Raw genomic sequence first — 21071 nt, forward strand, 5'->3', positions numbered from 1 at the left:
CTTCGGACGCATTACTGTCAGTTTTCTTTCGCCGCCGAGACGGAGAAATCCCATCACCGCAACCGATTCTCACCGAATGCAGTGACCCCTGTGCACTGTGCGAGGGCTCAGCGCGGTGCGTTCGGGCGCAACGCGATGGCCTTCAGGAAGATGTCACCGATCTTGGACGGGTCCTCGGTGACGAAGGCGCCGCCACCGGTGACGTTGGTGATGGACTGGAGTTCGGCCTTGGAGACCTCGCTACCGATGCCGATGATGACCACCTGCACCGGGCGCTCCGGGTCGTTGAGCTGCTTGAGCCGGCTGATCAGCGAACTCTGCGAAATGCCGTTCTTGTCCTCGTTCTTGCCGTCGGTGAACAGCACCACCGAGTTGACCCGGCCGGGCTCCCACCCGTCCTGGACGTTCCTGTACGCCGCCAGCATGGTGTCGTACAGGCCGGTGTCACCGCTGGACGGGCGGATACCGGCGAGCCCCTGCTCCAGCTTGCCCCGGTTGCCCGACAGCGGGTTGATCGGCTCGATCTCCCGCCAGTCCCGCGAGCCGACCAGCTCGGTGGAGAAGGTCCACAGGCCGATCGACCAGGAGTCGTCGAAGAGGTTCAGACCCCGGCTGGCCGCCGCCACGGTCACCTGTTCCCGGCTGGCGTTGTTGGCCGACGGGACGGGGGTCTTCATCGAGCCGGAGACGTCGATGACGCAGAGCATCCGCCCGGACTGGGTGGCGATCGACCAGCCGGAGACCGCACGGTCTATGGCCACCGGGTCCAGGCCACCGGCGGCGGTCCCGCCGGACGGGGGCACGGCCGTACCGCCGCCGGCCGGGCTCGGCGCGCCCTGCGGCGCCTTGAAGCCCTCACCCCAGTTGCCGTCCGGGGCCCGCAGCGACTGCACGGCCAGCCGGTTCTTGAAGCTCTGCGTGGTGAGCAGTTCGAAGAGCACCTTCGCCGCCGACGCCTTGCTCTGGTCGATCCCCGGGAGCACCGCGTACGGGTAGTCCAGTGGCATCGGCGACGGCTCCAGGTAGAGCGCGGCCAGCGGGATCGGCGGCTTGGTGTTGTTGTAGGCGATGACGTCCTCCTCCGACAGCGCGGCGGCACCGAGTGCGCTGGCGATGGAGGTCGGGTCGTTGGAGCGCGGGAACCGGGCCAGCAGGTCCTGCCGCAGCGCCGAGCGGCCGGTCGCCAGCGCCCGCAGGGCGGCCGTGGTCGCCTGCTGGGCGTCGCCGCCCCCGCCGCTGGCCGCAGCGGTCAGGGAGAGCAGGCCGGAGAGCCCGGCGGCGTCCTGGGTCGGCTCGACGATGCCGGCCCGCAGCGGCTTGTCGCTGCGTACGGCACGCAGCATGTCGTTCCAGGTGAGCTTCTTCTCCGGCCAGCCGAACTTGGTGCTGGCCACCGGCTGCGGCATGGCCACCACGATGGGACTGCGGGCGATCGAGGCGCCGTTGCCGGGGGCGAACGCGGTGGCGCCGCCGCTCTTGAGGCGCAGCAGCCAGGTCGACGAGTCCGGGATCCACACGTCGGGCGTGACCGCGGTGCCGCTGGCCTGCCCCACCCCGGCGAGGCTGGCCCCGTGCTTGCTGGCCACCGCGGCGGCCACCTCCACCGGTTCGGAGGCGGTGACGTTCACCTTGATGCAGGTGCCACCGACCGCGGCCCCGTCCGTCGTCCACTGGGCCGCGGCCCCCTCGACGGCCGGCGCGACCTCGGGCGCGGCGGCCACGGCGAGTTGGATCTCCCCTGAGCAGGACGGTCCGGCCAACTGCTGGTAACCGACCCAGGAGCCGCCGACCACGACGACGAGTGCGGTCGCCGCCACGGCGGCGCCCGCTCCACGGATACTTGAACGCATGCGATGGCGGCCAGACACGCTGACCATCTTGCGTATCTCGTTCGCTTTCTGCCATGACCGTTCGGACGAAAGTTACGCAGGAGAAACAGTTGATCACCATTTCGACACCGTGAGTAACTAAATCGTCTCGTGACGTGGTACCCCTCCACCCCGGACGGACGTATGTCAGGGCAGTACGCAGGTCGGACTCCCGGTGGGCACCGGCTCGCCCACCGGCGACGGCACGCCCGACTCGGGGTCGACCCAAAACACCCGGACCATGTCGGCCCGCTCGTCGGCGACGTACAGGTGCCGGCCGGAGAACGCGAAATGCCGGGGCCATTCCCCGCCGGTGTCGACCTCGTCGACCAGCCGGGGCAACTCCCCGTCGAGGGCGAAGACCGCCACCGTGCCGACCCCCCGGTTGCCCAGGTAGAGGAACCGGCCGTCCGGGCCGACCGTGATCTCCGACGGCTGAACGTGACCGGACCGGCCGCTGGCGTCCACCCGGCCGAGCTGGTGCAGCGCCCCGTCGACGGTCAGCTCGTAGGCGGTCACCGTCGCGTCCAGCTCACCGGAGAGCCAGCAGCGCCGCCCGTCGGGATGCCGGGCCAGGTGCCGGGGGCCGGTGCCCGCGACCGTGTGCACCCGGGGGGCGCGCGGGGTCAGCCGGCCGGTGGCGGCGTCCAGGTCGTACCGGTAGACCGAGTCGGTGCCCAGATCGACGGCGAGCAGCGGGCCGGTGCCGGGATCGGGCGACACCATGTGGCAGTGCGCCTGCTCCTGCCGCTGCGGGTCCGGACCGTGCCCCTGGTGGACCACCAGGTCGGTACGGTCACCGGGCACCCCCTGCCCGTCCAGCGGCAGGACGGCGACGCTGCCCCCGCCGTAGTTGGCGACGAAGAGGTGCCCGCCGTCCGGGGCTACCGCCAGGTGCGCCGGCTCGGCACCACCGGTGGACCGGACCCCCAGCGGGGTCAGCCCGCCATCGGGACCGACCGCGAACGCGCTCACCTGCCCCTCGGGCAGCTCGTTGACCGCGTAGAGCACCGGCCGGGACGGGTGCCGGACGAGGAAGGACGGCGCCGGGGTCACCGCGACTGTGCCGAGCGGGGTCAGCTCCCCCGACTCCGGGTCCCGCCGGGCGGCGACGATGCCCTCCCCGCGCCCGCCCGTCTCCGCCGTGTAACCGCCGATGTGGACGATCGTCCCCGTCACCGGACCACCCCTTCGCCGAATCCCGCCGTCGCTGCCCAGGTTTCCCGCAATCACCCGCCGGCATCCCCGGTTTCCCGGTTTTCCTCACCCGGCAGGGGTGCGGGGCCGGTCAGCCTACCGGGACCGGTTCGCCGCGCTGCCGGGCCACGTGCTCGACCAGGGAGATCAGCACCAGCTTGCCGGACTGCCGGTCCCGGGCGTCGCAGAGCATCACCGGCACCTCCGGTTCGATGTCCAACGCCTGCCGCACCGCGTCGACGCCGAACCGGCGGGTGTCCTCGAAACAGTTGACCCCGACCACGAACGGGATGCCGCGCTGCTCGAAGTAGTCGATCGACGGGAAACAGTCGGCCAGCCGGCGGGTGTCGGCCAGCACCACCGCGCCGAGCGCGCCGAAGGCCAACTCGTCCCAGAGAAACCAGAACCGGTCCTGCCCGGGGGTGCCGAACAGATAGACCTGGAGATCGTCGGTGATGGTGATCCGACCGAAGTCCATCGCCACGGTGGTGGTCGACTTGCCCTCCACCCCGGACAGGTCGTCGGTGCCGATGCCGGCGTCGGTCAGCACCTCCTCGGTCTGCAACGGCCGGACCTCGCTGAGCGCGCTCACCAGCGTCGTCTTGCCGGCACCGAAGCCACCGGCAATGAGGATCTTGAGAGCCAGCGGCAGCCGGCCCGCTGAGGAGTCGCGATCAGAGCGCACGTAGTCCACTGACCACCGCCTTGAGAATGTCGTCGTCGGGAAGGCCGGCGGCGGCCGGCGGTTCGTGCACGGTGACCAGCCCACGGGCGAGCAGGTCACCGAGGAGTACCTGGACCACCCCGAGGGCGAGATCCAGGTCGGCGGCGAGATCCACCACCGCCACCGGCTGCCGGGCGTACTCCACCAGCCGACGGTGCTCGGGTTGCAGCCCCGGCTGGCCGTACGGGTCGACGCCCGCTGCGGCCAGCACGTACGCCACCAGGTCGAAGCCGCCGACGGCGGGCCGTACCCGGCCGCCGGTGAGGGTGTACGGGCGCACCACCGGACCGGCCGCGCCGTCCAGCCACTCGTGCTGGTGACCCGGCTGCTCAGCCCGCATCGGCGATCCCCGCCGCCGCCCTGGCCGGCGCGGTCAGGTTCTCGCCGACCCGGACGACCAGCATCGCCATCTCGTAGGCCACCAGGCCGATGTCGGCGTCGGCAGCGCAGGCCACCGCCAGACAGGCGCCCTGCCCGGCGGCGGTGACGAAGAGGTACGCCTCCTCCATCTCCACCACCGTCTGCCGGACCCCACCGGCGGCCAACTGCCGGCTGGCCCCCTTGGCCAGGCTGGAGAAGCCCGAGGCCAGCGCGCAGAGGTGTTCGGCGTCGGACCGCTCCAGCCCGGCGGAGGCACCGAGCAGCAGGCCGTCAGCGGAGAGGACCACCGCCTGCTGGGCCGCCGGCACCCGCTCCACCAGTTCGTCGAGCAACCAGCCGAGATCGGCGTTCTGCCGTGTCGTGTGCACCACTAGGCGTCCCTCTCAGTCGCGGTCGAATCGGGCGTCGCCACCGGGCCGGCCGGCGACGGGGGAGCCCCCGCGTCGGACCGTCCCGGGTCGCCGCCCGCGGTCGGGGCGGGCCCGGCCGGCGGGACCGGGTGGACGCCGCTGCTGTCCAGCCGCCCCCGGGCGGTGCCGGCCTGCAGGGCCGACATCTGCCGCCGCACCTCCTCGGGAGAGCGGGTGGTGGTCGGGTCGGGGCCGACCGCCGGGCGCGGGGGGCGGGCCACCGGGCCCCGGCGACGGACCCGGCGGGGCAGACCGTCGCCGTCGGCGGCGGTCTCCACGGACGAGGTACGGGCCGGCGCGAACGGCAGCACCGTCTGGTCCGGCCGCTCCCGGGTGGTCCGGGTGGTCCGCGGCCGGGGCAGGGTGGTCAGCCGGGTCACCGACGCCGCCGGGCGGTCCCGGGTCGGCGGGGCGATCGGCGGCTCCTCGGTGACCAGGTCGGCCGGGAGGCTCACCAGCGCGGTGAGCCCGACCGGCGTCCCGGCCCGCAGGGTGACCCGGACGCCGTGCCGGGCGGCCAGCCGGGAGACCACGAACAGGCCGAGCCGGGCGCTGTCGGCCGGGTCGAACTCGGGCGGGGTGGCCAGCCGCTTGTTGGCGTCCTCCACCGCCTGCGGCGTCATCCCGAGCCCGTGGTCGGTGATCTCGACGAGGTAGCCGTCGACGACCGGTGCTCCGGTCACCTCGACCCGCCGCTCGGGCGGGGAGAAGGCGGTCGCGTTCTCGATCAGCTCGGCGAGCAGGTGGATGACGTCGGCGACGGCCCGGCCGAGCAACCCGGCCGGCTCGACCCGGACGATGTCCACCCGGTCGTACGCCTCGACCTCGGAGATCGCGCCACGCAGCACGTCCAGCAGGGCGACCGGCTGCCGCCAACCCCGGCCCGGCGCCGCCCCGGCCAGGATGACCAGGTCCTCGGCGTGCCGACGTAGCCGGGTCGCCAGGTGGTCGACGCGGAACAGCTCGGCCAGCTCGTCCGGGTCCTCGGCGCGGCGCTCCATCCGGTCGAGCACCGCGAGCTGCCGGTGCACCAGGCCCTGACTGCGCCGGGCGAGGTTGAGGAAGACCTCGTTCAACCCCCGACGCAACGTCACCTCGTCGATCGCCGACCGCACCGCCACCCGGCTGACCTCGGTGAACGCCCGGCCGACGTCGCCGATCTCGTCGGCACCGTAGGACAGCGGCGGGGCCTCCCGGGCCACGTCGACCTGCTCGCCCCGGCGCAGCCGGGCCACCACGTCGGGCAACCGGTGCCCGGCCAGTTCCAGCGCCGCGTTGCGCACGGCGGACAACCGGCGGGCCAGCGTCCGCCCGACCCGGAAGGCGACCAGCAGCGACACCCCGATCGCGACGAGGCCCAGCACCCCGGCGACGCCGAGGCGCAGCAGGATCGTGACGGCGACCGGCACGGACCGTTCGGCCAGCCCGTCGGCCTGCTTGAGTTCGAAGTCGCGCAGCTCCTGCTGGACGGCCTCCTGGCTGACCTGCCAGGTACGCGGGTCGATCGGCGGGAGGCCGGACGGCCCGGCGCTGAGTAGCTGCTCCTGCATGGTGCGGAGCCGGACGAACGCCTCCCCCTCCACCAGCCGCTGGTAGGCGGCCCGGTCGGCGGCCGGCAGGTCGGCCACCGCCGACTCGGCGAGGAAGCGTTCGTTGGCGATGGTCTGCACCAGCCGCAGGTGCTCGCCCTCGGTGAACCGACCGGCGACGAACGCCCCGGCGAGCATCGCGTCGGTCTGGCCGAGCAGTTCGCGGGAGCGGCCGACCGCGGTCAGGGCGAGCGCCTGCCGGTTCAACTCGGCGTCGGGCAGCGCCGCCGTCGCGGCGAACGCCTGGAAGGCCGAGGAGATCATGCCGCTGTAGAGGCCGATGGCGCCGGCCCGGTCGACCTGCCGGCGGTCGATGAACCCCCGGCCGGCAGGCAACGCCTCCAGGGCGGCGCCGAGCGCGTCGAGCCGGGCGTCGAGCAGGTCACCCGCGGCGTCCCGCAGCGCCTCGCCGTCCATCCTGCGGCGCAGCTCGACGATCGCCTCGTCGGTGCGTCGCCGCTGGTCGGCGAGGGCGGGCAGGGTGCCGGTGCCGGCCAGCTGGATCACCGAGGCCCGCCGCTCCCGTTGCAGCTCGGCCACCACCCGTTCGCCAGGGCGGCCGAAGTCCGCGAGCAGGGTCCGGGCGGCGAGCAGGTCGAGCGCCGGCCCGAAGGTCAACGTCGTGGCGAAGATCCAGAGCGCCAGGAGGGCGGCCACCGGGGTGACGACCAGGGCGGTCAGCTTGGCGCGGATCGGCCAGTCGCGGGTGTCCATGAGTCCTCGCCCGGGCGGGAGTGTCGGCGGTGGCGCCGGCACCGACCGGGCGGTTCCGGCATCGATGCCGGGCACCGGCGCGGCACCTTGGGCAGGATACGTAATCCTGACGCTCAGCACTACCGTGCGTCTTGCGGCGTCACCGCTGCGTCGCCGCCCCACCGCCCGCCGGACCGCCCCGGTCGACCGGCATCCGACCAGGCCGTAGCCGGGTTGATCAGGCATCGGCTCCGGCCGGTGGACGCCCGCGCCGGCTCCCCGCCGGCCGGCGGGACCGATGGAAAAATGTGATCGGATTCCTCCCCGATCGGCCCCGGAAGCGCGCCGTGGCCGCTTCGTCCCGGTCGGGAGCGGCAGGTACGGAGGAAATTCGCCGGATCGGGATTGGTGATCAGTGCGGGGAGGGAATACCGCAGGGCGAAGGAGGAGCCATGTCGCCCACGCAGATAGTCCTACTGGTTCTCGCCGTACTGGTGGTGGCGGCGCTGGTCGCCGTGGCCGTGGTGGCCAACCGCCGACGCGCGCTGCGGACCCGGTTCGGCCCCGAGTACGACCGGGTGGTCGCGGAGCAGGACAGCCGCAGCGCCGCCGAACGGGAACTGCGCGAACGGGAGCGCCGTCACGCGGAGTTGACGCTCACCCCGCTCAGCCCGACCGACCGGGCCCGGTACGCCGCCGCCTGGGAGGAACTCCAGGTCCGCTTCGTCGACTCGCCGGCCGAGGCCGTCGGTGACGCCGACGAGCTGGTCAGCCGCCTGATCGCCGACCGGGGCTACCCGACCGGGGAGTTCACCGAGCAGGCCGCGCACCTGTCGGTGGAGCACGCCCGCACCCTGACCCACTACCGGGAGGCGCACGAGATCCGGCTGCGCAACGAGCGCGGCGAGGCCGGCACCGAGGATCTCCGGCAGGCCGTCGTCCACTACCGCGCCCTCGTCGCCGACCTGCTCGGCGAGGAGCCGGTCGGACACCGCCTCCCGGAGCAGCAGCACCCGGACAGCCCGCAGGACGCCACCACCCGCTGAGGAGAACACCGCCATGCGCCAGGACGAGCAGCAGTCGAGCACCGACCACCCCGAGGTCGTCCGGTCCACCCCGGTGGCGGTGCCGCCGCCGGACGCGGTGGACGCCGACCCCGTCGGCCGGCACGCCACGGCCCGCGACGACCGGGAGACGCCGGCCGGCACCGACCCGGACGGGGACCGGCGGCCGGAGTTCCACGAGCCCGCGCCGCTGCCCACCGCCTTCGGGGCGACCAGTGTGGGCGACGCGGTGGCCGCGTCGGCGCTGGCCGGCGGACGGCCGCAGGACGAGCGGGACGCCCGGGACGAGGACCTCGCCGTGCCCGGTGACGGGGCGCCGGGGCGGACCGGACCGTTCGACGACGAGCGGGCCGACCCGACCGCGGCGGACCGGATCCACGACCGGGACCGCTGGGCGGCCGACCGCGCGGCCGCCGACGTCGACGCCGACGACACCGCCACCAGGAACGCCGCCACCGGGGACGTCACCACCACCGACCTCGACGCCACCGGCCCGGCCGGCCACGCCGACCCGGACCGGGACACCGACCGGCCGGCCCCGGTGACCGACGCCGCCGGCTACGGCAGCGCCACCCCGGCGATGGTCGACCCGGACGCGACGCCCGACGGTGGCGGGTCGACGGCGGCCGGCGTCGGCGCGGCCGGCGCGGCCGGCGTCGGCGCGGCGGGTGCCGCCGCCACGGTGGCCGGTGCCGCCGCCGACCGGTCGACGGGCGCGAACGTGCCCAGCGACGCGGCGACCCTGTTCGAGGCGGACGCCGCGCAGGGCTTCCGGGACCGGTGGCGCGACGTGCAGCTCCGGTTCGTCGACGACCCCCGGGGCGCGGCCGGCGAGGCGCAGTCGCTCGTCGAGGAGGCGATCACCGCCCTTGCCGAGGCGCTCGCCGCGCAGAAGGAGAAGTTGGGCGGCTGGCAGGGCGCCGACGAGGCCGACACCGAGCAGCTCCGGGTGGCCGTCCGGCGGTACCGCGACTTCCTGGACCGCGTGTTGGGCCGCTGAACCACCGCCGAACCGCCACGCGGACGGCTCCCGGCACCGCACCGGACGGCCCACCGCCGGTGCTCCACCTCCGTCGACGCCCCAGCCGGGACACTCCCGGCCGGGGCGTCGATCCTCCGCCCGCCGAATCGACCCGGACGTCCGGCATGAAAACCCGCAGGAGGGGTAATAGCGCGCCCGGCGAGCGTGGACGGCGCATCGGAGGGGTGGCGGACGATGGACGGTGCCGGGCTCAGACTGAACATGAACGTGCTGGATTACGGAATCCTCGCGCTCTACTTCGTCACCGTGCTCGGGGTCGGTTTCGCCGCCCGCCGGGCGATCCGCACCAGCGTCGACTTCTTCCTCTCCGGGCGTTCGCTGCCCGCCTGGGTGACCGGCCTGGCCTTCGTCTCGGCCAACCTGGGCGCCCTGGAGATCATCGGGATGGCGGCCAACGGCGCGCAGTACGGCATCATGACCGTCCACTACTACTGGATCGGCGCCGTACCGGCGATGATCTTCCTGGGCATCGTAATGATGCCGTTCTACTACGGCTCCCGGGTGCGCAGCGTCCCGGAGTACCTGCGGCTGCGGTTCAACCGGCCGACCCACCTGCTGAACGCGATCAGCTTCGCGGTCGCCCAGGTGCTGATCGCCGGGGTCAACCTGTACGCGCTGGCGCTGATCATGCAGGCGCTGCTCGGCTGGCCGCTCTGGCTGGCGATCATCGTCGGCGCGGCGATCGTGCTCGCCTACATCACCGTCGGCGGGCTCTCCGGCGCGATCTACAACGAGGTGCTCCAGTTCTTCGTCATCATCGCCGGGCTGGTGCCGATCACCGTCATCGGCCTGGTCAAGGTGGGCGGTTGGTCCGGCCTGATGGACTCCGTGCGCGACTCGAAGCTGGGCGAGGCCGGGCTGCACGCCTGGGAGGGCACCGGCAGCACCGCGAACCCGCTCGGCGCGCACTGGCTGGGCATCGTCTTCGGGCTCGGTTTCGTGCTCTCCTTCGGTTACTGGACCACCAACTTCGCCGAGGTGCAGCGGGCCCTGTCGGCCAAGAACATGAGCGCCGCCCGGCGTACGCCGATCATCGCCGCGTACCCGAAGCTGGTCATCCCGGTGGTGACCGTGATCCCCGGTCTGATCGCGCTGGTCACCGTCAAGGGGCTGGGGGCCGAGTCCGGTGACCTGGTCTACAACAACGCGATTCCGCTGCTGATGCGCGACCTGCTGCCCAACGGCGTGCTCGGGATCGCGGTCACCGGCCTGGTCGCCTCGTTCATGGCCGGTATGGCAGCCAACGTCAGCGGTTTCAACACCGTCTTCACCTACGACATCTGGCAGGCGTACGTCCGCAAGGAACGGTCCGACGAGTACTACATCCGGATCGGGCGGATCGCCACCGTGGGCGGGGTCGTGGTGGGCATCGGCACCGCGTTCATCGCCGCCGGGTTCAGCAACATCATGAACTACATCCAGGCGCTGTTCTCGCTGTTCAACGCCCCGCTGTTCGCCACCTTCATCATCGGCATGTTCTGGAAGCGGATGAGCGCGCTGGCCGGTTTCTGGTCGCTGCTGGCGGGCACCCTGGCCGCGTTGGCGACCTACCTGCTCTACAAGGCAGGCGTGGTGCACTTCAACTCCGACCTGGAGGAGAGCTTCTGGGGCGCGGGCATCGCCTTCGTCACGGTCGCCGTGGTGGCGGCGGTGGTCACCCCGCTGACCCGGCCCAAGCGGGCCGAGGAGCTGCAGGGTCTGGTCTACGGGATGGGTGGGATCGACCTGAAGGGCGACGTGCTCGCCGGGGACCAGGTCTGGTGGCGGTCGCCGGTGCTGCTGGGCGCGATCGCGCTGGTGCTGGCCGTGCTCTTCTACATCCCGGTCTTCTGAGACCACATCCCGGTCCTCCGAGCCCGGTCCGTCACGAGAGGGAGGCGTAGGCGTGGACCAGCACAGCGAGCGCGCGAACGACCCGCGGGTCGCCGAGACCGAGAACGAACGCAAGCGGTCCGCCGCCGCCCGGCTGTTCGACATCCGCCGGGTCATCGGTGGTCTCTTCGTGGTGTACGGGGTGATCGTCGGCCTGGTCGGTCTCTTCGACTCGGCTGCCGAGATCGACAAGGCGCAGGGCGTCCGGATCAACCTCTGGGCCGGGCTGGCGATGCTGGCCTTCGGGCTGTTCATGCTGGCCTGGCAGTGGCTGCGCCCGGTGGTGCCGCCCAGCGCCGAGGAGGCCCGGGAGGTCTGATCCGCCCGGCATGGGGTCGCCCGCAGGGGGTACCCGGGACGCGGGAAGCGTCTGGGACAGGAGGGCGGCACCATGACCGACCGTGACCCGAACCGACCGCTGGAGGAGCGCCCGGAGGTGGCCGCCGCGGTGGACGACGACTCCACCGTGCCGCGGTTCTCCCGGGGCGGTGCCGGTCCCGCCGATCCGGCGTTCGTCGCGCCGGGTGACCAGCCCGGTGGTACGACCGAGGAGCTGATCGGTGACCCGTACGCCGCCGGCACCGGGGCCACCGGCACCGGCACCGGGGCCGGTGGGGACAACATCCGTACCGGGGCGGAGCAGCCCTGGGAACCGGAGGACCTGGTCATGGCACGCGGGCAGGACCTGACCCCGGAGAACCTGGAGCGGGCCCGGCGTGACCTGGCCGAGATGGGTCGGGCCGCGGTGGAACGTACCGTCCCCTGAGCTCCGGCCGGGCGGACCCGGTCCGTCCGGCGGACACGGGTGGGCCCCCGGCCCGACCTCTCGGTCGGACCGGGGGCCCGGGTGCGCCCGCCGCGTCAGTGCCTCACTCCAGCCGCGGCGGGCTGGTTCGTCAGAGCGCCGGGTAGGCGTTCTTCATGAGCTCCTGGAACTGCGCGGAGAACCAGGCACCGGAGATCGGAGCGTTGGGCAGCGCGCCGCTCATGCTGTTGCCGTTGCGGGCGTTACCGGTGTAGGTCGGGTCGCACATCCGGTCGAAGCCCTTGCCCTCGTTGTTCGGGATGAGGGAGCTGGAGCCGTCGGACTCACCCGGGGGCTTCACCCAGACGTAGGCGTCGATGCCCGGCTCGGGGTTGGCCTTCGGCCGCTCGCCGAGACCCGCACCGGCCTGGTTGCACCAGTTGCCGGCGTGGAACCGACGGTCGACACGGCCACCGTTGACGTAGGTGTCGACGCTGGTCGTCGCGCCCGGGCCGGTGGGCCGGGCGGTGCCGCCCCAACCGTTACGGGAGGTGTCGATCAGCATGCCGATGTTGCTGTTGAAGCCGACCGAGACCAGCTTGTCGCGGAACGCCTGGGCGAACGACAGCTCGTCGACGTAGTAGTTCCAGTCGATCCACTTGGACTGGCGGACGGTCTGGCCGTTCACCGAGTCGGTGATCTTGATGTACGGCTCCTTCAGGGCGGAGTAGTTCGCCGTGTTGGTGATGAAGCCGTGCACGTTGTTCACGGTGCTGCCGGAGGCGACCGCGGCGGTCTTCAGGATGTCGGCGGTCGGGCCGAAGTTGGTGTCCCAACCCAGCCAGCCGTGGTGACCGGCGTCGATGTAGTTGTAGACGTTGCCGATCGCGCCCAGCTTGGCCAGGGCGTAGCCGACACCGTTGACGTACGCGCCGTTGGCCTTCACCACGTCACACTGCACCGTGCCACCGGCGTTGCCGGAGGTGTTGGTGACCAGGTTCGGCAGCGAGTCGATCTCGACGATGTTGATGATCCGCAGGCTGGCGTACTTGGGGTTGCTCTGGATCGCGGCGATCGGGTCGATGTACTCCGCCTTGTAGCGCGGCAGTTCGTCGGCGGCCAGCTCACCGTTGGAGGCGAGCGCCGAGCAGTCCCGGCCGGGCAGGTTGTAGATCACGAACTGGATGTAGCCGGCACCCTGGGCGAGGGCGGCGTCCAGGTGGTCCTTGACGCCCATCGCGCCGTTGGAGCTGCTGTCCGGGGTGCCGTTGATCGCGGCGATCCGGTCCAGCCACACGGCGGTCGGGTTGTTGGAGACCCGGCTGCCACCGGCCTCGGCGTCCGCCTTGGCCTTCCACTCCGGGTTCACGTAGCCCTTGACCCCGGCGTAGGGGTTGTCCACCTTCTGCCCCGGCGGGGGCGTGGTGGGCGGAGGCGTGGTGGGCGGCGGCGTCGTGGGCGGCGGGGTGGTGGGCGGAGGCGTCGTCGGCGGGGGCGTGGTGGGCGGAGGCGTCGTCGGCGTGACGCCGCCACAGACCACCCCGTTCAGGGTGAACGAGGTCGGCTTGGGGTTGCTGCCGCTCCACGAGCCGTTGAAGCCGAGGGTGGTGCTGCCGCCGCGACCCAGCGAGCCGTTGTAGGACTCGTTGGTGGCGGTCACGTTCTGGCCGCTCTGCGACCACTTGGCCGACCAGCCCTGGGTCACCCGCTGGCTGCTGTTGGGGAAGGTGAAGCCGAGGGTCCAGTTGCTGATCGGGTCACCCACGTTGCGGATGGTGACGTTCGCGGTGAAGCCACCGGACCAGTCGTTGGTGGTGTAGTCGATGCTGCACTGGGTGGCGGCCTGCGCCGCGGTGACCGGGAGGGTCACCAGCCCGCCCGCTACCAGCACGCTCGCCCCGGTGAGGGCGAACGCCCGGCGTCGGGCGGACAGACTTCTCCACAGATTCATGCCTTTTGCACTCCTTGGGCGAGACCGGCACCACGAGGGGACCGGCAAGTGGCGCGTGAGCGTCCTGGGGTACGGACGAGCCCGGCGCCAACGGGACATCTCGGGGGGTGCCCGACCCGGAGGACGGGCATGGTGGTGGTGAGCTTCACCGGCCCGCACGGACCGGTCGGCGGCGATGTCGTCCGGTGCACCGGTTGCCCTCGACCTCTGCCGTGCGCGGTGTGGCTCCCCGAACCGCGTGCAGCGATTCTTGCATGGGAGCGCTTCCATGGCAATGGCTCGATACTTCGCGGCAACCTGGCCGCAACGCCCGGACCGGCATCCGGGCCGCTACGAGCCTATCTCCGCCCAGCCCGGCCGGCAGCGCCCCGACCGCGCAGCGGGGCGGTAACACCGACACAAGCGGCCCAGAGCGCGTAAGGGGCGCATCATCGGTAAAGCCGAAAACACGAATCTTTCCCCGAATAAGTCATGAAACCGTCTAACGTCGGTCATAGCTCGACTGTCGTCGGGCTCAGGACAACAGGGGATGGAGTGACGCAGGTCATGGCTAACAAGATGCTCGGGAAGGTTGTCGCGGGTGCCGCTCTCGGTGGCGCGTCCCTTCTGGTGTTCACGCCGGGGATCGCGTTCGCGGACGGTCACCACGACGGCGAGAGCCGGGACGGCAAGGTCATCGCCAAGCCGCATGTCGTCAAGCCCGGCGACAAGGTCAAGCTCATCGAGATCTGCCCGGAGGCGCAGGAACACGCCTTCGTCTGGTCCAAGGTCACCGGCAAGGTCAAACTCAAGCCCGCCGAGGGCCGCGGCGAGGAACACGGCGGCTGGAAGGACGACGAGGGCAGGGGCGAGGACCACGGCAAGGGCGAAGAGGGCAAGGGCGAGGACCACGGCAAGGGTCCCGACGGAAAGGGCCCCGACGACAACGGCCCCAAGCCGCAGCCCCCGGCCGAGGGTGGACAGCCCCCGGCGGACGGCGGTCAGCCCCCGGCGGGCGGCCGGGGCGGTGGCTTCATGGCCGCCGACCAGGGCCCGGACCACGGCGGCAAGCCCGACGAGGGCAAGGGCGAGGAGCACGGCAAGCCCGAGGAGGGCAAGGGCGAAGGCCACGGCAAGCCCGAGGAAGGCAAGGGCGACGAGCACGGCAAGCCCGACGAGGGCAAGGGCGACGAACACGGCAAGCCCGAGGAAGGCAAGGGCGAAGGCCACGGCAAGCCCGAGGAAGGCAAGGGCGAAGGCCACGGCAAGCCCGGCGAGGAGTCCGGCGAGCACGGCAAGCCCGGCTGGGACGAGGAGTCCGACGAGGGCGACTGGCAGGGCCACGACGGCTACGGCCAGGACGACGAGCACGGCTACGGCAAGGACGACGAGTCCGGCTACGGCCACGAGGAGTCCGGCTACGGCAAGGACGAGGGTGGCTGGGAGCACCGGAAGGACTTCGTCTACTACGGCGAGGCCGAGGTGTCCCGCGACGCCCGTCCGGGCCGGTACGAGCTGAACGGCTCGTGCGGCGAGGGCGACCTGATCGTCCTGCCGAAGGGGCACGTCGACGGCGGTGACGGTGGGATGACCACCACCGGCGCCGACCGGGGCATGGTCGCCGGCGGAGCCGGCATGATCGGCGCGGCCGCCCTCGGCGGCATCGTGCTGATGCGCCGGCGTCGGGCCGATGAGCTCGGCTGACCCGACGGCGACACGGGCCGGCGGCCGTCACGGGAGACCGTGGCGCGCCGCCGGCGCGGCCGTCGTCGTCCTCCTCGCCATGGCCGGCTCCGGCATGATCGGCGCGTCGATCCGGACCACGCCCCCGCCCCGCCCGCCGCAGCCGGCGGCCCAGGCCGCGCCGCACACCACCCCCACCACCGCCGGGGACACCGGGCCGGTCGACGACCCGGACGCGCAGGTCCCCGCCGACGCGAGCGTGCCCCCGGGTCCCGCCCCGCTGCCCCGCTCCGCCCCCACCACGATCGTGATCCCCAGGATCGGGGTCGACGCGGGGATCATGCCGCTGGGCACCAACCCGGACGGCACGGTCCAGGTGCCCCCGCTGGACCAGGCCCAGCGGGCCGGCTGGTACGAGCCGGGCGTCAGCCCCGGCGAGACCGGCAACGCGGTGATCGTCGGGCACGTCGACTCGGCGCAGCTCGGACCGGCGGTCTTCTTCCAGCTCGGCTCGCTCCTGCCGGGCGACACCGTCGCGGTGGCGCGGGCCGACGGCAGCACCGCCACGTTCACCGTCGACGAGGTGCGGTCCTATCCGAAGACGCAGTTCCCCACCGACCTGGTGTACGGCCCCAACGACCGCCCCGGACTGCGGGTGGTGACCTGCGGCGGTCAGTTCGACCAGGCCACCGGCAGCTACCAGGACAACGTGGTCGTCTTCGCCACGCTGACGTCCTGAGCCGGCCCGGTCACCGCACGACCGCGCCCGTGGCGGGAGTCCCGCCACGGGCGCGGTCGGCGTACGGTCAGGCGGCGGCGGACGTCCGCACCAGGGTACGGATCTGCCGTAGCAGCACCGAGAGCGAGGCGAGATCCGCCCGCGACTCGTCGAACTCCCCCATCGCCCGGTGCGCCCGGTGGATCGAGGTGGCGTTCGACTGCTCCCACTGCAGCACCCGCTCCTGCGGCGGCAGGTCACCCGGGGTGGAGTCGAGCACCTCCCCGGTCAGCGCGGCCAGCGCGGCGTACAGGTCGTAGCGCAGCGCCATCCGGGCCAGCGTCTGCCAGCGGTCCTCGCGCGGCAGCAGGGAGATCTTCGACAGCAGCGAGTCGACCCGGAACCGGTCGGAGAGCACGAAGTAGACCGAGGCCACCTCGCCGACGTCGCGGCCGCTGGTCCGCGCCGTCTCCACCACGTCCAGCAGGCCGAAGCTGTACATCAGCCGGGTCGCCCGCCCGGCCAGCTCGGCCGGCAGCCCCCGGGCGGTCATCGCGTCGATGTGCTCCTGCAACGACTCCCGCTCGCTGCCGTGGAACCGGTCCTGGAGGTCGGGCAGCAGCCGGGCCACCCCGTCGCGGAGCCGCTCGATCTCGGCCGGCACGTCGATCGGGGACCGCCGGTTGGTCACCAGCCACCGCACGGCCCGGTCGAGCAGCCGGCGGGTGTCCAGGTAGACGCTGGTCTGCAACTCCGGCGGGACCTGGTTGTCCAGCGCCTCGACCGCGTCCCACAGCTCGCGCAGCCCGAAGACCTCCCGGACCACCACGTACGCCCGGATCACGTCGGCCGCCGACGCGGCCGTCTCCTCGACGACCCGGAAGACGAACGAGATGCCACCCCGGTTGATCGCCTCGTTGACCAGGACCGTGGTGACGATGTCCCGGCGCAGCCGGTGCTGGGCCATCCGGTCGGCGAACCGCTCGCGCATCGGCGTCGGGAAGTAGTTGACCAGGACGTCGGTCGTCCACTCCTCGTCCGCGAGCCCCTCGGCCAGGATCTCCCGCTCCAGCACGATCTTCACGTACGCGAGCAGCACCGCGAACTCCGGCGCGGTGAGCCCGGACTCGGTGCGTACCGCCAGTTCCTCGTCCGGGGGCAGCGCCTCCAGCGCCCGGTCGAGCTGGCCGGCCCGCTCCAGTTCGCTGATCATCCGGCGGTGCACCGGCAGCAGCGAGGCGGCCTGGGCCTGCGAGTTGTTGATCGCCCGTGCCTGGTCGTAGTTGTCCCGCAGCACCAGCTCGGCGACCTCGTCGGTCATCTGGGCGAGCAGTTCGTCGCGGGCGGGGACGTCCAGCGCGCCGTCGGCGACCGCCGTGTTCAGCAGGATCTTGATGTTCACCTCGTGGTCGGAGCAGTCCACCCCGGCCGCGTTGTCGATGAAGTCGGTGTAGATCCGGCCGCCTGTCGACGCGTACTCGATCCGGCCGAGCTGGGTGCAACCCAGGTTGCCGCCCTCGCCGACGACCCGGCAGCGCAGGTTCCTGCCGTCCACCCGGATCGCGTCGTTGGACTTGTCGCCCACCTCGGCGTTGGTCTGGCTGGACGCCTTCACGTAGGTGCCGATGCCGCCGTTCCAGAACAGGTCCACCGGCGCGGTGAGGATCGCCTTCATCAGCTCCGCCGGGCTGAGCTGGGTGACGTCGTCGGCCAGGCCGATGGCCGCCCGCACCTGCGGGGTGATCGGGATCGACTTGGCCCCACGCGGGAAGATCCCGCCGCCTTCGGAGATCAGCTTCGGGTCGTAGTCCTCCCAGGACGACCGGGGGAGGTCGAACAGGCGCTTGCGCTCCCGGAACGACGTCGCGGCGTCCGGGTCCGGGTCGAGGAAGATATGCCGGTGGTCGAACGCCGCCACCAGCCGGATGTGTTCGGAGAGCAGCATCCCGTTGCCGAACACGTCGCCTGACATGTCGCCGACGCCGACCACGGTGAAGTCAGCGGTCTGGGTGTCGTGGCCCAGCTCGCGGAAGTGCCGCTTAACCGACTCCCAGGCGCCCCGGGCGGTGATGCCCATCTTCTTGTGGTCGTAGCCGGCGGAGCCGCCGGAGGCGAACGCGTCGCCCAGCCAGAAGCCGTGCGCCGCCGAGATCTGGTTGGCGATGTCGGAGAACGTGGCGGTGCCCTTGTCCGCCGCCACCACGAGGTACGGGTCGTCGGGGTCGTGCCGCACCACGTCCACCGGCGGCACGATGTCACCGGAGACGATGTTGTCGGTGACGTCGAGCATCGCGCCGACGAACTCCTGGTAGCAGGCGACGGCCTCGTCCCGGTCCCCCGGCTTCTGCTTGAGCACGAAGCCGCCCTTCGCGCCGACCGGCACGATCACGGCGTTCTTCACCATCTGCGCCTTGACCAGGCCGAGCACCTCGGTCCGGAAGTCCTCCCGCCGGTCGGACCAGCGCAGCCCGCCCCGGGCCACCGGCCCGTAGCGCAGGTGCACGCCCTCGAACCGGGGCGAGTACACGAAGATCTCGAACTTGGGCCGGGGCGCCGGCAGGTCCGGGATGGCCTGCGGGTCCAGCTTGAACGCCACGTACGGCTTGGGCCGCCCGTCCGCGCGCTTCTGGTAGAAGCTGGTCCGCAGGGTGGCCTGGATCAGCGTCAGGTAGGCGCGCAGGATGCGGTCCTGGTCGAGGCTGGCCACGTCGTCCAGGGCGACGCCGATCGCGTCGACCAGTTCGCCGCTGCGTTCCCGGCGCTGCTCCGCCTCGCGCCCGTCCGGGGCGAACCGCACCTCGAACAGTTCCACCAGCAGCGCCGCGATGCGCGGGTACGCGATGAAGGTCTGTTCCATGTACTCCTGGGAGAAGACCGCCCCGGTCTGCCGCAGGTACTTCGCGTACGCCCGCAGCACCACCACCTGCCGCCAGGTGAGGCCGCCCCGCAGGACCAGCTCGTTGAAGCCGTCCACCTCGGCCTCGCCCCGCCAGGCGGCGGCGAAGGCGTTCTCCACGTGCGGGCGCACCTCGGCCAGCTCCTGGTGCCCCTCGGGCAGGCGCAGCCCGAAGTCGTACAGGAAGACCCGGCCGTCGATCCGGTCCACCTCGTACGGGTGCTCGTCGACCACCCGGACGCCCAGCGAGTGCAGCACCGGCAGCACGGCGGAGAGCATCATCGGCTCGCCGTACCGGTAGACCTTGAACCGGACGTCCATCGCCTCGTCGGCCCGCTGCCCGGCCCGGGGCGCCCACTGCTTGCGGAACAGGTGCATCTCCAGCTGGCCGGGTTCCTCCAGCAGCTCCAGCTTGGCCAGGTCCTTCATCGCCTCGTACGGCGTGTGGGTGTCCTTGTAGCCCTCCGGGAACGCGTCGGCGTACCTGGTGAACAGGCGCTTGGACTGCTCGTCGCCGAGCTTGCGTTCGAGCACCAGCCGGTAGTCGTCGTCCCAGAGCCGGGTGGCGTCGGCCAGCTCCTCGGCGAGCAGGTCGGCGTCGATGTCGCCGGGCGGGTTGTTCGGGTCGGTCCGGACGATGAAGTGCACCCGGGCCAGCATCGACTCGGTGACCCGGGTGGTGTAGTCCACCCCGACCCCGTTCAGCTCCCGCAGCAGGATGTCCTGCATGCGCAGCCGGTTCTGGGTGGTGAACCGGTCCCGGGGCAGGTAGATCAGGCAGGAGATGAACCGCCCGTACGCGTCGCGGCGCAGGAACACCCGCAGCTGCCGGCGACCGGCCATCCGCAGCACCCCGACCACCGCGTGGTACAGGTCGTCGGTCTTGATCTGGAACAGCTCGTCGCGCGGGTAGGTCTCCAGGATCTGGAGCAGGTCCTTGCCGGAGTGGCTGCGCTGGCTCAGCCCGGAGCGGTCCAGCACCTCGGCCACCTTGCGGCGGACCACCGGCAGCTCCCGCACGCTGGTCCGGTACGCCGCGGTGGAGAACAGGCCGAGGAACCGCCGTTCGCCGACCACCGCACCGGCCGAGTCGAAGATCTTGAAGCCGATGTAGTCCAGGTAGGCCGAGCGGTGCACGGTGGCCCGCGAGTTCGCCTTGGTGATGATCAGCAGCCGCTTCTCCATCACCTTCTCGTGCGCCTCGGGCGTCATCGACGACAGCGCCCGCGCCTCAGGCGAGTCCGACCGCAGGATGCCCAAGCCGGTGCCGAGCACCGCCTCCAACGCCGGGCCGCCCTGCCCACCGGAGTCGACCAGCCGGTACTCCCGGTAGCCGAGGAAGGTGAAGTGGTCGTGGGCGAGCCACCGCAGCAGCTCCACCGAGTCGGTGATGTCCTTCTCGGGCACCGGCGGGCGGTCGTCCGCCGTCCGGGCCGAGGCCAGCTCGTCGGCGAGCGCCAGGGCCCGCTGGCGCATCTTCGGCCAGTCCTCGACGGCTTCCCGCACGTCGGTGAGCACCCGCTGCAACTCGCGGCGCAACTGGTCCCGCTGGTCGGCGTCGCGGACCGGATCGATCTCGATCCGCATCCAGCTCTCCACCAGGTCACCGGCGATCGCGTCGTCCGGCTCCACGTCGGCGGAGACCTCGGTCAGCCGGCCCAGCGGTTCCCGCCGGACCACCACCAACGGGTGCACCAGCAGGTGTACGTCGAGGTGGTGGGCGTTGAGCAGGGCGGTCACCGAGTCGACCAGGAACGGCATGTCGTCGGTGACGATCTCGACGACGGTGTGATGCTGGTCGGCGTCGGGGGGCAGGATGCGCAGCTTCAGCTCGCCCGGCACCCGCTGCTGGGCCAGGTCCCGGTGCGCCCGCGCCGCGTCGAGCATCTCCTCGGCGGTGAACCCGATCAGCTCCTCGTCCGGCGCGAACCGCCAGAACCGGCCCACCAGGGTCGCCGCGTCGTGGTCGTCACCGGCCAGCGCCACCGCCTGCGCCACCAGGCGTTCCGCGTTGGGCACCGGCTCGTCGAGTTCGGCGTCCTCCACGTCCTCGCCGAGTGCCTCCACCGGAAGGCCCAGGTCGTAGAGGGTGTCGATGCTCGAACCGGTCATCCCGGTCACGCCGGTGTCGAGTCGGCCGTAGCCGTCCCCGTCGATCGGCGGGCTGTCCCCGTCGGTCGCCGAATCGAAGCTGTCGTCCCGGCCGGTGTCGCTCTGCCGGAGGTCGGGTACCGGTTTGATCGCCGGACGCCGGTCCAT

The 21071-nt window shown here is 72.0% G+C and carries 15 protein-coding genes; 7 read left to right on the top strand and 8 right to left on the bottom strand.

The features are described from left to right. Window positions 1-107: 107 nt before the first annotated feature. The 6 genes from ACN261_RS02910 to ACN261_RS02935 all read right to left on the bottom strand — a co-directional run bounded on the left by ACN261_RS02910 (window position 108) and on the right by ACN261_RS02935 (window position 6883). Entirely contained in the window at window positions 108-1850 is a 1743-nt protein-coding gene (locus ACN261_RS02910) for a substrate-binding domain-containing protein (RefSeq protein WP_421483839.1), read from the bottom strand. Window positions 1851-2015: 165 nt separating this feature from the next. Continuing rightward, window positions 2016-3047: a lactonase family protein gene (locus tag ACN261_RS02915; RefSeq protein WP_421483840.1), complete on the bottom strand. Its 1032-nt coding sequence runs from the start codon at window positions 3045-3047 to the stop codon at window positions 2016-2018. A 109-nt stretch (window positions 3048-3156) separates the two neighbouring features. After that, window positions 3157-3759, bottom strand: coding sequence for a GTP-binding protein (locus ACN261_RS02920; RefSeq protein ID WP_145921422.1), 603 nt, complete (start codon window positions 3757-3759; stop codon window positions 3157-3159). Further along, window positions 3740-4129: a DUF742 domain-containing protein gene (locus ACN261_RS02925; protein ID WP_204928109.1), complete on the bottom strand. Its 390-nt coding sequence runs from the start codon at window positions 4127-4129 to the stop codon at window positions 3740-3742. Before ACN261_RS02925 ends, ACN261_RS02920 begins: the two co-directional genes overlap by 20 nt. Continuing rightward, window positions 4119-4541: a roadblock/LC7 domain-containing protein gene (locus tag ACN261_RS02930; protein WP_204928110.1), complete on the bottom strand. Its 423-nt coding sequence runs from the start codon at window positions 4539-4541 to the stop codon at window positions 4119-4121. The genes ACN261_RS02925 and ACN261_RS02930 overlap by 11 nt, the downstream gene beginning before the upstream one ends. After that, window positions 4541-6883, bottom strand: a complete 2343-nt coding sequence (locus tag ACN261_RS02935; RefSeq protein ID WP_421483841.1) for a nitrate- and nitrite sensing domain-containing protein — start codon at window positions 6881-6883, stop codon at window positions 4541-4543. Before ACN261_RS02935 ends, ACN261_RS02930 begins: the two co-directional genes overlap by 1 nt. 431 nt (window positions 6884-7314) lie before the next feature. Between ACN261_RS02935 and ACN261_RS02940 the strand changes: the two genes are divergently transcribed. The 5 genes from ACN261_RS02940 (at window position 7315) to ACN261_RS02960 (ending at window position 11606) form a co-directional block, all read left to right on the top strand. Then, a complete protein-coding gene (locus ACN261_RS02940) occupies window positions 7315-7908 on the top strand; it encodes a hypothetical protein (RefSeq protein ID WP_425848272.1) in 594 nt (197 codons plus the stop codon). A gap of 13 nt (window positions 7909-7921) precedes the next feature. After that, window positions 7922-8926, top strand: coding sequence for a hypothetical protein (locus ACN261_RS02945; protein ID WP_425848275.1), 1005 nt, complete (start codon window positions 7922-7924; stop codon window positions 8924-8926). A 216-nt stretch (window positions 8927-9142) separates the two neighbouring features. Continuing rightward, on the top strand, window positions 9143-10801 hold the full coding sequence (locus tag ACN261_RS02950; RefSeq protein ID WP_421483843.1) for a sodium:solute symporter family protein: 1659 nt from the start codon (window positions 9143-9145) through the stop codon (window positions 10799-10801). A gap of 52 nt (window positions 10802-10853) precedes the next feature. After that, the gene (locus ACN261_RS02955; protein WP_421483844.1) at window positions 10854-11159 is read left to right on the top strand and encodes a hypothetical protein; all 306 of its coding nucleotides are present in this window, start codon (window positions 10854-10856) and stop codon (window positions 11157-11159) included. A gap of 72 nt (window positions 11160-11231) precedes the next feature. Beyond that, complete coding sequence (locus ACN261_RS02960; protein ID WP_204928115.1) at window positions 11232-11606, top strand: hypothetical protein; 375 nt, start codon at window positions 11232-11234, stop codon at window positions 11604-11606. A gap of 130 nt (window positions 11607-11736) precedes the next feature. Here ACN261_RS02960 and ACN261_RS02965 read toward each other — a convergent pair whose 3' ends face one another. Continuing rightward, window positions 11737-13536 carry a glycoside hydrolase family 6 protein gene (locus ACN261_RS02965; RefSeq protein ID WP_425848278.1) on the bottom strand — a complete coding sequence of 600 codons (1800 nt, stop codon included), beginning with the start codon at window positions 13534-13536 and terminating at the stop codon, window positions 11737-11739. Between the two features lie 546 nt (window positions 13537-14082). Here ACN261_RS02965 and ACN261_RS02970 point away from each other — a divergent pair. Next, entirely contained in the window at window positions 14083-15219 is a 1137-nt protein-coding gene (locus ACN261_RS02970; protein WP_425848280.1) for a hypothetical protein, read from the top strand. Beyond that, the gene (locus ACN261_RS02975) at window positions 15206-15937 is read left to right on the top strand and encodes a class F sortase (RefSeq protein WP_425848283.1); all 732 of its coding nucleotides are present in this window, start codon (window positions 15206-15208) and stop codon (window positions 15935-15937) included. Before ACN261_RS02970 ends, ACN261_RS02975 begins: the two co-directional genes overlap by 14 nt. A 67-nt stretch (window positions 15938-16004) precedes the next feature. Here the strand turns inward: ACN261_RS02975 and ACN261_RS02980 are convergent, their stop codons facing one another. Then, window positions 16005-21071, bottom strand: a complete 5067-nt coding sequence (locus ACN261_RS02980; RefSeq protein WP_425848286.1) for an NAD-glutamate dehydrogenase — start codon at window positions 21069-21071, stop codon at window positions 16005-16007.

Source organism: Micromonospora sp. WMMD723, assembly GCF_049863385.1.
GTDB lineage: Bacteria > Actinomycetota > Actinomycetes > Mycobacteriales > Micromonosporaceae > Micromonospora > Micromonospora wenchangensis.